Annotated in this window: 11 protein-coding genes; all 11 read left to right on the forward strand. The window is 52.3% G+C overall.

Going from position 1 to position 12,633, the window contains the following annotated elements; translation table 11 throughout:
* The first annotated feature begins 20 nt into the window (after positions 1 to 20).
* The 11 genes from E0L35_RS04640 to E0L35_RS04690 all read left to right on the forward strand — a co-directional run bounded on the left by E0L35_RS04640 (position 21) and on the right by E0L35_RS04690 (position 12,606).
* Positions 21 to 965: a tripartite tricarboxylate transporter substrate binding protein gene (locus E0L35_RS04640; RefSeq protein ID WP_171051117.1), complete on the forward strand. Its 945-nt coding sequence runs from the start codon at positions 21 to 23 to the stop codon at positions 963 to 965.
* A gap of 19 nt (positions 966 to 984) precedes the next feature.
* Positions 985 to 1,500, forward strand: a complete 516-nt coding sequence (locus E0L35_RS04645; RefSeq protein WP_138799769.1) for a tripartite tricarboxylate transporter TctB family protein — start codon at positions 985 to 987, stop codon at positions 1,498 to 1,500.
* Between the two features lie 69 nt (positions 1,501 to 1,569).
* Positions 1,570 to 3,024 (forward strand): tripartite tricarboxylate transporter permease, encoded by a 1,455-nt coding sequence (locus E0L35_RS04650; protein WP_249362088.1) that lies wholly within the window; start codon positions 1,570 to 1,572, stop codon positions 3,022 to 3,024.
* Positions 3,025 to 3,104: 80 nt separating this feature from the next.
* On the forward strand, positions 3,105 to 4,115 hold the full coding sequence (gene yiaK, locus E0L35_RS04655; protein ID WP_138799771.1) for a 3-dehydro-L-gulonate 2-dehydrogenase: 1,011 nt from the start codon (positions 3,105 to 3,107) through the stop codon (positions 4,113 to 4,115).
* Positions 4,116 to 4,306: 191 nt separating this feature from the next.
* Complete coding sequence (kdgD, locus tag E0L35_RS04660) at positions 4,307 to 5,218, forward strand: 5-dehydro-4-deoxyglucarate dehydratase (RefSeq protein WP_138799772.1); 912 nt, start codon at positions 4,307 to 4,309, stop codon at positions 5,216 to 5,218.
* Positions 5,219 to 5,294: 76 nt separating this feature from the next.
* Complete coding sequence (locus tag E0L35_RS04665; RefSeq protein WP_138799773.1) at positions 5,295 to 6,350, forward strand: ABC transporter substrate-binding protein; 1,056 nt, start codon at positions 5,295 to 5,297, stop codon at positions 6,348 to 6,350.
* A gap of 117 nt (positions 6,351 to 6,467) precedes the next feature.
* Positions 6,468 to 6,911 (forward strand): tripartite tricarboxylate transporter, encoded by a 444-nt coding sequence (locus E0L35_RS04670; RefSeq protein WP_138799774.1) that lies wholly within the window; start codon positions 6,468 to 6,470, stop codon positions 6,909 to 6,911.
* A gap of 17 nt (positions 6,912 to 6,928) precedes the next feature.
* Positions 6,929 to 8,491: a tripartite tricarboxylate transporter permease gene (locus E0L35_RS04675; RefSeq protein WP_051051997.1), complete on the forward strand. Its 1,563-nt coding sequence runs from the start codon at positions 6,929 to 6,931 to the stop codon at positions 8,489 to 8,491.
* Complete coding sequence (garD, locus tag E0L35_RS04680) at positions 8,472 to 10,040, forward strand: galactarate dehydratase (RefSeq protein WP_138799775.1); 1,569 nt, start codon at positions 8,472 to 8,474, stop codon at positions 10,038 to 10,040. Before E0L35_RS04675 ends, garD begins: the two co-directional genes overlap by 20 nt.
* Positions 10,041 to 10,092: 52 nt before the next feature.
* Entirely contained in the window at positions 10,093 to 11,418 is a 1,326-nt protein-coding gene (locus E0L35_RS04685) for an enolase C-terminal domain-like protein (RefSeq protein ID WP_138799776.1), read from the forward strand.
* 204 nt (positions 11,419 to 11,622) lie between these two features.
* Positions 11,623 to 12,606, forward strand: a complete 984-nt coding sequence (locus E0L35_RS04690; protein ID WP_138799777.1) for a tripartite tricarboxylate transporter substrate binding protein — start codon at positions 11,623 to 11,625, stop codon at positions 12,604 to 12,606.
* Positions 12,607 to 12,633: the final 27 nt, after the last annotated feature.

Consider the following 12,633-nt stretch of genomic DNA (forward strand, 5'->3'; position numbering starts at 1 on the left):
TGACAAAGAAGGACATTACAATGAAAAAGTTAGCGCTAAGCTTATCTGTGGCAACAGCAATGATGGCCAGTGCTGGTGCATTTGCTGAATATCCTGAGCAAAACATCGATATGATCGTGCCCTTCTCAGCCGGTGGCGGCAACGACACCTTCGTCCGCGCACTACAGCCGCTTCTGGAAGAAAAACTCGATACCAACTTGGTCATTCGCAATATCTCGGGCGGCGGCGGAGCCGTGGGGCTGACGCGTGCTCAGGCATCAGATTCAGATGGCTATACCTTAGCTGCCGCCAGCAATGCACTGCTGACCTTGGAGGCGTTGGGTAATGTTGACTTTACCTACGAAGATTTTGATTTTGTCGCCAAGATTCTTGAAGAGCCCTACGTCATCGCTGTTGGTGAAGACAGTGAATACGCCGACTTGGACGCTATGGTCGAGGCTGCAAAGGAAGGCACCTCGGTGCAAGTTGGGGTTTCGGGGGTAGGGTCATCAGCTCACATCGCGGCGGTGGCCTTTGCTGATACCGCTGAAGTCGATTTTAACTTCATTCCCTATCCCGGTGGTTCTGAGACTATCTCCGCTGCTATGGGCGGGCACGTGGATGCCGTGGTGCTAGGTGGGGCGGAACTTCGATCGGCGCTAGAGTCAGGTCGTCTGAAAGCCTTGGGTATGTCCTACGCAGAGCGTAGCGAGTCGCTGCCTGATGTGCCTACTTTCCAAGAGGAAGGCTACAACCTGTCTCTGACAGTATGGCGCGGCATCGCGGGCCCTGATGGCCTACCGGAAGAGGCTAAGGAAGCGTGGGTCAACGCCATTAAAGAAATTGTAGACGAAGGATCCTTCGAAGAGACTGCCTCGAATCTGGGCTTGGATATGGTACCGCTGTATGGAGATGAGCTAGAGGCGTTTATCGCTGAATCTGCTGAAGTGATGAAAGACAGTGCTGGCGACTTAGCTGCTAAATAAAATAAGGAGTTAGTGACTGATGGCAAAGGATATAGGTAAACCGATCTTTGATCTGTTTCTTGTGGTGGCATCGGCAATTGGGTTTTATATGGCCACTACGCTGCCAGCAGTCAGCATGGCGGGGGGGCTTTCCCCCGCTTCTTTTCCAAAGTTGATTTCTGGCTTGATTTTTGTGTGTGCCGTGCCCTGCTTAATACGTGATTCTTACGAATGGCTTGTTGCAAAGCGAGTGCGGGAAGACACAACAGCCCTTAGTGCCACTGCTCCGAAGAAAGGCATTTTGCAATGGCTGACCATCGTGGCTTTGATTATTGTTTATATCAACTCTTTCGAGCGGCTGGGGTATATCGCAAGCACAGCGATATTTTGCTTTTTAAATGTCGTTTGCCTTGTCATAACTAGCGGTGAATTTCAAAAATTAAGCAATAGTCGAAAACTTCGAAACCTAGCAGCGTATACAGTTTTTGCGTTCGCTTTATCATTGGTTATCTATTATGTATTTACCGAACTATTCAATATCCCACTGCCGGATTGAAGAAGGAGAAGTGAGATGCTAACGGGTTATATTGATGGTTTGGGGCTGGTCTTCCAGTTGGGTACATTATTGGCGATTGCCGGTGGGACTTTCCTAGGCATTATCATGGGGGTATTGCCAGGCTTAACATCGGCCATGGCGATAGCCCTATTATTGCCGGTAACCTTTGGAATGCCGCCTGTGATGGGTATTGGTATGCTGCTGGGTACCCTGTGTGGTGCTGGTGCCAGTGGCTCGATACCCGCCATATTGTTGAATATTCCAGGAACGCCATCCTCGGTCGCGACTACGTTCGATGGCTTTCCAATGGCTCAAAAGGGGGAAGCGGGGAGAGCCCTGGGGCTGGCAATTGTTGCCTCTTTCTTTGGCGGTGTAGCTAGTATGGTGGTGTTAAGTCTTCTCGCACCACCTATCGCTGAGTTTGCATTGCGATTTGGTGCTGCGGAGTATTTTTCGCTGAGCATTTTCGGGCTAGTCATTATTGCTTCTGTTGCGGGTAAGTCCCTCCTGAAAGGTTTGATTGCAGGCCTGATAGGTTTCTTTTGCTCTACCATCGGTACAGATCCTATTGCGGGGGTCGACCGTTTTACGTTTGGACAGCTGTCTTTATTGACCGGGATTAACCTTTTACCGGCGCTGATTGGATTATTCGCTGTATCACAAGTGCTGAAAGATGCCTTCGAATATGACCCCTCCAATAAACTTCAGAATAGCCCCCATAAGGTCGATATTGCACGCCCGCGGTTTATTGAAACGCTGCGCAATTGGCGCGCTCTTCTCGTCGGTATCGTGTCTGGTTCTGTCGTGGGCCCAGTGCCTGGCGCTGGGGGCAGTATCGCCTCACTGGTAGCCTACGACCAAGCACGTCGTTTTTCTAAAACACCTGAAAAGTTTGGCACAGGACATAGTGCTGGCATTGTCTCAGTTGAAAGTGCGAACAATGCTTTGTTAGGTGGGGCGTTAATTCCTACGCTTGCGCTGGGTATCCCTGGCGAGGCCGCGACTGCTGTTCTATTGGGTGGTTTAATGATTCAAGGCGTTACACCGGGGCCGATGCTATTTGAAAGCCAGAGCGGCATCATTTACGGGATATTTTTAGCGTACTTAGTCGCTAACTTCTTCATGCTTATCATCATGTGTTTAGGTATCAAGCTGTTTGTTCGTGTACTGCTAGTGCCAAGAAAACAGTTGATATCGGCTATCATTGTTTTCTGTTTTATCGGTGTTTACGGAGTTGATGGGGATGTGTTTAACCTCTACATAATGCTGGCTTTTGGATTGCTCGGCTATTTTCTCAACCGATATGGCTTTGGAACCGCTCCGGTAATACTGGGTTTAATTCTGGGGCCTATAGCGGAATCTAATCTGAGACGGGGGCTGCAGACCTTCGGTGGTGATTGGACACCGTTTTTCACCCGGCCCATCAGCGTTACCTTTTTAGTCATCGCCTTTGGGTTGCTGGCGCTGACACTGTGGCAGAACTACCGTACTCGTCAACAAGACGCGGCGTCTGACGCTGCTTGAAGTCCATGGCCGCCATTCGAGGCGGCTGGGGTGTTGAAGCCCACTCGCGGAGTGGGCTTTTTTAATGGTGGGGGTAAGTGATGGCTAATATCGATTTTGAGACGTTGCGCAGTACGATTGAGAAATCACTATTGAAGGCGGGGCTAAAGCCCGCTGATGCTGAGACCTGCGCGCAAATCCATGCTGAAAGTACCCGCGACGGCGTACATTCGCATGGTATCGGGCGGGTTCCACGCTTCATTGAGTACGTCGGGAAAGGCTGGGTCGATATCGACGCTAGGCCAAGCCTTGTCCAACGATTGGGCGCGATTGAGGTGCTTGATGGAGGTTTTGGAATAGGTGTGGTCAATGCACTTCATGCCACAGAGCGTGCCATGGCGTTGGCGCGTGAGCATGGTATGGGGCTGGTGGCGTTACGCGATACAACCCACTGGATGCGGGGCGGAAGCTATGGTTGGCATGCGGTTGAGCAAGGGTTCGCTACGATTATGTGGACCAATACCGAATCGTGCATGCCTGCCTGGGGTGGTGCTTCCCAATCGATTGGCAATAACCCGTTGGTGATGGCCGTACCGCATAGTACCGGGCCTCTGGTGCTTGATATGGCGATGTCTCAGTTCTCCTATGGGAAGCTACAGACGACTCAGCTGAAGGGCGAGCATTTGCCCGTTGACGGCGGTTTTGATGAGCGTGGAGTGTTGAGCCGTGATCCTGCGGCGATCGCTGCGACGCGTCGCTTGTTGCCGACCGGGTACTGGAAAGGCTCTGGGTTGTCGATCCTACTGGATGCGTTAGCAGCACTGCTCGCTCAAGGGCGTCCTAGCCATGCCATTGATAAGGTTCAGCGCGGCAGTGGTGGTGGTTGCAGTCAGGTGTTTATGGTGTTTGACCCGGTACAACTCGGCGGTCGCGAAGCTTGCGATAGCATTGTCGAAGGCATTCAGTCTCATCTGGCCGCCACCACGCCTGCCGAGCCGGGGCGCCCAGTGCGCTGGCCGGGCGAGTCCACCGCTAATCAGCGATATGGAGAGAGGCCGATTGTTGTCGATGACATGCTATGGCGCTCTGTTTGCGAGCTGGCGGGTGATTAGCTAAAGGTGTTTTAATCCTCAACAGGTTTACAGAGTATGGCTGCTACTTTGGTTTAAATTTCGATAGTTCTGCTTGCACCCTGCTAGCAGGATACTTATCTTCTAAGTTGTATGATGTATGACATAAGGTTGTTGGCTAGCAAATGATGTCTGCTCATTCAGTGGTCAACACATTTTAAAGAGGGCGCAAAGTGACGTTTTCAAGACAAGAAGTAACAAAAGCCATCGGCGATGGTCTGCTATCGTTCCCGATTACCGATTTCGATAGTCAAGGTCGTTTCGATGAAGCGAGCTACCGCAAGCGGCTTGAGTGGTTCATCAGCCACGAGATCTCGGCGGTCTTCGTCGCGGGTGGCACGGGGGAGTTTTTTAACCTGTCACTTGATGAGTATCGCGAGATTGTTCGCGTCGCCGTCGAAGTAATCGACGGTCGCTTGCCCGTCATTGCCAGCGCGGGCTTAAGCGTTGAAACCGGCAAGGCCTTTGCAAAAGCGGCCGAAGAAGTGGGCGCTGACGGCATTCTACTGATGCCGCCATACCTTACCGAGTGCCCGCAGGATGGCTTGGTGGAGTATGCCCGCCAGATTAGTGATGCCACGTCAGTCAACGTGATTTATTACAACCGCGGTAATGGCATCCTGAATGCTCATTCTGTTCAGCAGCTCGCCGACCACTGCCCTAACTTGGTGGGGCTAAAAGATGGCAAAGGCGATATTCAGGCGCTCAACAAAATCGTCAAAACCGTGGGTGACCGTTTGGTGTATATCGGCGGCGTTCCCACGGCTGAAATTTTTGCCGAGGCCTATGTCTCCATTGGCGTAAATACCTACTCATCGGCTGTTTTCAACTTCGTGCCGGAGATGGCAGTGAAGTTCTACAAGGAGTTGCGAAAAGGTAATAAAGACGTTGTGAAACAGATCACTAACGACTTTTTTATTCCTTTCGTAGACCTCCGGGATCGAAAAGCGGGCTATGCCGTTAGCCTGATCAAAGCAGGCGCAGACATTGCTGGCCGTCCCGCCGGCAGTGTTCGTGCGCCGCTGACAATGCCAACCCAGGCGGAGTGTCAGGAGCTTAAAAAGTTGATAGATCGCGTTAAATAGTAATAAAGCGCCAACTCACTAAGCCATTAAACCACTGAGCTATAACAATTTAATAACGAGCGAAAGAGGTGAAAGTATGCGCATTTCCAATAGATTAATGACAAGTGTCGGTTCCGCAGCGCTGATGGCAGCATTGAGCGTCAGCGCTGGGGTAGCCATGGCGCAGGATGGCCCGCTGCGCGGCAATATCCGTGTGGTTATCGGTTCAACGTCCACCGGCGGGGATACGTATCAAAACTCTACTATTGTGGTGGATCAGCTAGCTGAAAGGCTGGATCTCAACATGAAGGTGGATGCCGTTGGTGCAAGCTCTGCTTTTCGCACACTCGATCGGGACTCTCGTGGCAATACGCTGATGATCTTCCACGATCAGTCCTATCTTGGCCATCTGTATGGGGTTGAGGGCTACGACGATATTTTTGAGAAATATACCGTCGGGCCGACGCTTGCAATCAACCCAGGCAATGCCTACCTGGTGCCTAAAGATTCACCTTACCAAACTCTCGACGACATCATTGCTGCCGTAGGCAATGGCGACACTGTGCGTGTCGCAATCCAGCCAGGTGGCGTCTCTGAAATTGGTTTCAGTGCCCTGAAAAATGCCATCGCTATTGAGCATCCTGGGCAGGAAGACAACCTGGTCGCTGTCAATACCGGTTCTCAATCCGACAAAAACCAGCAACTTTTTGACGGCCAAGCCGATGTGATTAATGGCACCGTGCAGGCTAACGAGCAGTACACGCGGTTACCTGAAGATGACCAGAAAGCGATGCGTTTTGTCTGGTTGACGGCCCGTCAAGATACCATTGAACAGGCTCCGGAAGAGGGGCTTGGCCAAACGTCTCGTGAGCAACTGCTGGAGTATGTAGAGCCAAACGTGCACGTCACAATGGGCGATGACGAGAGTTTTACATTCGATAAGGAGTTCTTCTTCCTCTACAACAAAGACATGGATCCAGCGATTGTTGAGCAAATCGATGAAGCGCTAACGGATATCTATGCGGAAGGTGAAATACAGGAGACTCAGAAGAACGCCTTCTTTATCCCCAACTTCAAGCCTTCTGATGAAGCCTCTGAGTATCTTGCCGAGAAAATGGCTCGCTACGAAGAAATCATCAGCAACATCAAGTAAAGGTATGGCGCCCGCTGCGTGAGCGGCGGCTGCCTCACCTATGCGTGAGTCGCTATAGAACCGCTATAGAAAGAACAATAGTAAGCAGGGTATCTGCTGCTAATGCCCGGAGCTGTTATGGAATCAGGTCTTTCAAGTCTGCTTAGTGTCTCCATCGATTTCGAGACCTCCCACCTGTTTTTCCCGAGGATTATTCACTGGATCATGGCGGGACTCTTTGTCTTGATTTTAATGACAAAGGTAGCTCCCTTCATGGCATCAGTGAAACGAGGAGAGCGCACACTGCCCATTGTGGGTGAGGCTAGGGATAATTTCCGTTTCTTGGGCACGCTCGTCTTGATCGCGGCGTATTTTTATTTAATGGCAGTGGTAGGTGACCTATTCCCCTATACCGGCTATGGCTTTCTGATGGTTTCGATAACTTTCGTATTCCTTATGTCACTGCTCTATTTGCATGACTGGACGAAAAAGGGCCTTACCATTGTGGTAGTCAATGCCATCGTCGCACCTAGTCTGGCCTGGTTCGTTCTCGCCAAGCTGTTCACTATCACCTTACCGTGACCGGAGCGAGTGCCACCATGGAATTCCTCTCACTTCTCGATATAACCTTCTTTTTACTCGCCGGGTTCGGTGCTCTGGTCGGCATCATCTTCGGCGCGATCCCCGGCATGACCGCCACCATGGCAGTCGCTGTTTGCTTACCGCTCACCTATGCCCTTGGGCTACACCACGGTCTGGCGCTGCTACTGGGGCTGTACGTGGGGGGTATCTCGGGCGGTATGGTGCCCGCCGTTCTGCTCAATATTCCCGGCACTCCCTCTTCCATTACCACCACCTTTGATGGCTACCCGATGGCTCAAAAGGGTGAGGGTGAGAAAGCGCTGAAGATCTGTGTCATCGCTTCAGTCGTCGGCGGGCTTATTAGCGCCGCTATACTGTTCTTGTTTGCGCCTCTGCTGGCCGATTTCTCGATCAAGTTCTCTTATGTAGAGAAGTTTTTGATCATTTTATTAGCGCTGAGTGTCATTGCTTCGCTGTCCAGCAGCATGCTGATTGGCATCTTTAGTGGCGTTATCGGCATCTGGTTGAGCCTGATTGGCGACTACAGCATATCTGATGGCGGAAATGGCAAGACCCGGCTGATGTTCGATTTTATGGAACCCTACTTATTTGAAGGGTTTTCCCTGCTGCCGGTGCTGATCGGTGTCTTTGGTATTTCCACGATTCTGCTTGAGGCGGAAAAGGGGGCAAAGAGCGGGCTAGTCAACGAACGCATAAAGATCAGCAAAGGAGGCGGCTTTTCGCTTTCAATCTTTAATGGACGCCTGACCAATCTGGTGCGTTCGTCGTTTATTGGCACCTTTGTTGGCATGTTGCCAGGGGTCGGTGGCAGCGCTGCCTCCGTGCTGGCGTATACCCAAGAGAAAAACTTAACCCGTGATTCATCGCAAATGGGTAAAGGGGCGCCTCAGGGGCTTATTGCCTCGGAGTCCGCCAATAATGCGTTGACCGGTGGGGCTTTGATTCCACTGCTATCGCTAGGTATTCCTGGCGACTCGACGACGGCGGTACTGATTGGTGCGTTCACCCTGCAGGGCATCCAGGTAGGGCCGCTATTTATTCCTGAGAATACCGAGACCTGGTACGTCATGATGACGGCTTTGGTGTTCGCCAATATCGTGATGTTCTTCTTAATGTTCTATGCCATTAAGTACATCGCCAAAGTGGTGATGGTGCCAAAGCATATTCTCTTCCCCATCATTGTGATGATGTGTGTAGTGGGGGCCTATGCCATCAACTACGGCATTATGTTTGACGTCTGGACGCTGCTTATTTTCGGCATTTTAGGCTACCTGGTGCAGAAAATTGGTTTGGAAGTGGCCCCGCTAATTATTGGCTTTATCTTGGGCAGCCAAGCCGAGGTCTACTTCGTCAAGAGCCTGGAGTCGTTCGGCACTTTCTCGATCTTTTTCACCAAGAGTCCCATCGCCATGGTGCTGTGGGGGTTGATTGTCGCCTCGGTAATGTTCGCCATCGTCATGGGCTTCAAATCCCGCGCCAGGCAAAAAATGGAGCTGACCCAGGTAACTGGCAGTACACGCACAGCCTCAGGAAAGGGTCATGAAACAGACAACGACTAATACGCGCGTGATTCGCATACACCCCAACGATAATGTCGCCATCGTGGTTGAACCGGGCGGTCTTGCTGAGGGTGCCGTCATTGAGGGAGGAGTTACCACCACAATGGCTGTCCCGCAGGGGCATAAGGTGGCCCTTGTCGATCTGGCGGAGGGTGAGCGCATCATTCGCTACGGTGAAGTGATCGGTACGGCAGCTACGCCTATTCCCCAAGGCGGCCACGTCAGTGAGACCAACTTGCACATGCCGACACCACCGCCGCTTGCGGATCTACCGCTGGCGACTCGGCCGGCACCGAAAACCGAGCCGCTTGAAGGTTATACCTTCGAGGGCTTTCGTAACCCTGACGGTAGCGTCGGCACCAAAAATGTACTGGGTATCACCACCAGCGTGCAGTGTGTCGCGGGTACCGTCGACTTCGTCGTGCAGCGGATCAAACGCGAGCTGCTGCCGCGATTTCCTAACGTGGATGATGTGGTGGGGCTTAATCACTCTTATGGCTGTGGGGTCGCCATTAATGCGCCTGCGGCTATTGTGCCCATTCGAACGCTTAAAAATATCGCCCTGAATCCCAACTTCGGCAACGAAATAATGATCATCGGTTTGGGGTGCGAGAAGCTGCAACCCTCGACACTGCTTTCCGATCGACCGGTGAAAATTTATGAAAACACCGAGGCGGCCGACCCGGAAGCCAACGTGTTGAGCCTTCAGGATGACTCTTTTCAGGGCTTCGGCGAGATGGTTGAGGGTATTTTGGCCATGGCCGAACGACAACTTGAGCGACTCAATCGACGCCAGCGTGAAACCTGCCCGGCGTCCGAGCTCGTCGTCGGCATGCAGTGTGGCGGCAGCGATGCCTTTTCGGGGGTGACAGCTAACCCCGCAGTGGGCTTTGCGACCGATTTGATCGTGCGAGCGGGTGGCAGTGTGATGTTCTCAGAGGTTACCGAGGTGCGCGACGCCATACATCTGTTAACCCCGCGGGCTATTGACGAAGACGTGGGTAGGGCACTGATTGAGCAGATGGCGTGGTACGACAACTACTTGGCTCAAGGCCAAGCAGACCGTAGCGCCAACACCTCACCGGGCAACAAGAAGGGGGGGCTTTCCAATATCGTTGAGAAGGCGCTGGGCTCGGTGATCAAGTCGGGCAACTCGCCGATTGTCGATGTCATCGGCCCTGGTGAAAGGCTACGCCGTAAGGGGCTGACCTTCGCCGCGACCCCGGCCAGCGATTTCATCTGTGGCACGCTTCAGTTAGCTGCGGGCATGAATCTGCAGGTATTCACCACCGGGCGGGGTACACCCTATGGCCTGGCCATGGTGCCGGTGCTGAAAGTTTCCACCAACTCAGCGCTGGGAAAACGATGGCACGACATTATCGATCTCGATGCCGGTCGCATTGCCACCGGCGATGCCAGTATCGAAGAGGTGGGCTGGGAGCTTTTTCATCTCATTCTTGAGGTGGCCAGTGGGCGCCAACAGGCCGCTGCCGACCGGCTGGGAATTCATAACGATTTGGTGTTGTTTAATCCTGCGCCAGTGACTTGATCACCTGAATAAAGTTTCAACTTGGGTCAATAATAAGAGAGGTGTACGACATATGTTTCCAAAAATTAAATCAATGAAAGTGGTACCTGTCGCAGGTTACGACGGTTTCTTATTAAATCTCAGTGGCGGTCATGCCCCCTGGTTTATCCGCTGTGTGGTCATCCTTGAGGATAATGCAGGTAATCAAGGCGTGGGTGAGATCCCTTCCAGTGGCGGCATTCTTAAGGGGCTGGAGCAGTGCCGTGAGCTGGTGGAAGGCTCGCAAATCAATAACATCAAGCACACCCTCAATCAGGTTCGCCTGCGATTGGCTCAGAACGGACGCGAAGAGCGGGGGCGTCAGACGTTTGATTTGCGCGTAGCGGTACACGTGATCACCGGAATTGAGTCGGCGCTGTTAGACCTCTATGGGCAGGCACTACAGCTACCCGTCGCCGACCTGCTGGGGCAGTACGGCCGTCAGCGTGATGAAGTCGAGGCATTGGGCTACCTGTTTTTACTGGGTGACCCGGGCAAGACAGACCTGCCATACCCTAACGCGTATAACCCACAGGATAGCTGGGATGAAATACGCTACCAAGAAGCGCTAACACCCGAGGCCGTGGCTAAGTTGGCCAAAGCCGCTTATGAGCGCTATGGGTTTAAAGACTTCAAGCTAAAGGGCGGTGTATTACGTGGGGAAGAGGAGGCTGATTGCATACGGGCGCTCCATGAAGCATTTCCCGATGCTCGATTGACGCTTGATCCCAACGGTGCCTGGAAACTGGATGAAGCGGTGCGCGTGTTGGAGCCTATCAAGCATCTGCTCAGCTATGCTGAAGACCCCTGTGGCCAGGAAGAGAGCTATTCAGGGCGCGAGACTATGGCCGAGTTTAAGAAGCGAACCGGCCTACCCACCGCTACCAATATGATTGCGACCGATTTTAAACAGCTGCAGTACGCCGTTCAGCTCAATTCGGTGGATATACCTTTGGCAGACTGTCATTTCTGGACCATGCAAGGTGCGGTAAAAGTGGGTGAGCTTTGCAACGAGTGGGGCATGACCTGGGGCTCTCACAGTAATAACCACTTCGATATTTCGCTCGCCATGATGACCCACGTCGCAGCGGCTTGCCCGGGTGAGATTACCGCGATTGATACCCATTGGATTTGGCAAGACGGGCAGCGAATCACTAAAGACCCATTGCTCATTCGCAATGGCAAACTCAAGGTGCCCACCACCCCAGGGCTGGGGGTTGAGCTTGATGAAGAGAAGCTTATGGAGGCGCATAGTCTTTATAAATCGTTGGATACCACACAGCGAAATGATGCTATGGCGATGCAGTTTTTGATTCCTGGGTGGGAGTTTGATCCTAAGCGTCCCGCACTCGTTCGTTAAAGTACTTTCTCGATGATGATGGATTTAGCCAGACGTATTACCGATAGAGAGATGTGGTCAGTTAGGTAAGCGCTCGACTTTGGTCTAGTTTTTACATCTCTCTATTGTAGCGCTAACAAGAACACACTAAGTTTCAGGTTGTATGATGTATGACTTGATCATAAGAAATAGTTTGCTGATAGGTTTTAAACCAAGGAGTACACAATGTACAAAAACAACAAAGCCCTGCTAACACTGTCCGCTGCCGTCGCTTTATCCTCACTAACTGGCGTGGCGTTTGCTGACTACCCCGAGCGCGATATTCGCGTGATTGTGCCTTGGGGGGCCGGAGGGGGTACCGATGGAATCGTTCGAAAACTGACCACCATCGCTGAAGAAAATCTTGATGTTTCCATGTATGCAGAAAACATCGAGGGTGGCGTGAGTGCCACTGGTATTGGCCAGCTTATGAGCGCCCGGCCCGACGGCTATACCATTGGCGCGTTAACCTACGACAGCCTGGTGACCGTGCCTTGGCAAGCCATGCTGCCCAGTTACGATATTGATAAGTTGAAGCTGATTGCACGAGTAACAAGCGAGCCCGACGCTATCGTTGTTGACGCCGATTCCGACTATCAAACGATTCATGACCTTATTGAAGCGGCTAAGGCAAATCCTGGTGAGATTCGCGTAGCCATTCAGAATCTTGGCGGGCGTATCCATCTAGCGATTCTACAGCTTCAAGAGCTGACCGGTACGGAGTTCCGAATCGTCTCTTATCCTGGCGGAGCTGCTCCTCAGAAAGAGGCCATTCTGTCCGATGAGGTCGATGTTGCACTTACCAGCCTGGGCGATTTTTCCAATCTCCTGGAAGATGGCACCGTACGCGGTCTCGTTGAGTTCTCCGATACGCAAAACCCGACGTATCCCGATGTGCCTACCACCGCAGACGAGGGGATCGACCTCCAGATTGGCAGCTTTATTGTCTTCGCCGCACCAGCAGACACCCCGGAAGAAGCCATTAACGTACTGGAAAGCGCTTACAAAACGGCTTACGACAGTGATGAGTTTCAAGAGTGGGTTGCCAACGTTGGTGTTACGCCGAACTGGCTGGGTACCGATGAGGTGACTGTCTGGGCTGATGAAACGGCCGAGTCACTGTTCAGCGAAATGGATGCGCTGGTAGAAGCAGGCGTGATGTCCAAGTAACTCGCTACTCAAAGAGCGTGGCGCCGG

Source organism: Halomonas sp. ATBC28 (assembly GCF_005937175.1).
GTDB classification, from domain to species: domain Bacteria; phylum Pseudomonadota; class Gammaproteobacteria; order Pseudomonadales; family Halomonadaceae; genus Vreelandella; species Vreelandella titanicae.